Annotated in this window: 1 rRNA gene; it reads left to right on the top strand. The window is 48.4% G+C overall.

Annotated features, from left to right (window positions below):
- Window positions 1-171 precede the first annotated feature (171 nt).
- Window positions 172-812: ribosomal RNA gene (locus tag DW904_RS22535) — 23S ribosomal RNA — on the top strand; the annotation flags it as partial.

Raw genomic sequence — 812 nt, 5'->3', positions numbered from 1 at the left:
TGTACCTTGAAAACTGCATACATGTAAATTTGATTAAAGTTTAATCAAATATCCTTGATACAAACGTTAAAACGTAAGATAGGAAGACATCGATTTAGTCTGTGAGAGCAGACAAAGATCAACAATGAGAATCAAAAGACCGCATCACCTACGCTAGGGTGATGAGCGAAAGGTCAAGCAATAAGGGCACAGGGCGGATGCCTTGGCACTAAGAGCCGAAGAAAGACGTGATAAGCTGCGATAAGCTTCGGGGAGGAGCAAATATCCTTTGATCCGGAGATCTCTGAATGGGGAAACCCGGCAGAGCACACCTCTGTCATCCATACGCCAATCCATAACGTATGGAAGGGAACCCGGGGAACTGAAACATCTAAGTACCCGGAGGAAAAGAAAGAAAACTCGATTCTGCAAGTAGCGGCGAGCGAACGCGGAAGAGCCTAAACCGGAATGCGTGCATTCCGGGGTTACGGACTGCATTAATGATTCTTAGAAGCTAACAGAACGGTTTTGGGAAAGCCGGCCGAAGAGGGTGAAAGCCCCGTATGTGAAAGCAGATGAGACTGAGCAGGATCCAGAGTACCACGAGACACGAGAAACCTTGTGGGAAGTCAGGGGGACCACCCCCTAAGGCTAAATACTACTTAGTGACCGATAGCGCATAGTACTGTGAAGGAAAGGTGAAAAGGACCCCGGGAGGGGAGTGAAAGAGAACCTGAAACCCTGTGTCTACAAGCTGTGGGAGCACCTTATGCGTGCAACCGCGTACTTTTTGTAGAACGGTCCGGCGAGTTACGCTTACTGGCAAGGTTAAG

This window comes from Ruminococcus sp. AM42-11 (assembly GCF_003480145.1).
GTDB lineage: Bacteria > Bacillota > Clostridia > Lachnospirales > Lachnospiraceae > Blautia_A > Blautia_A faecis.
Note: the sequence above shows the minus strand (reverse complement) of the source record. Positions and strands in the feature narration are given on the sequence as shown.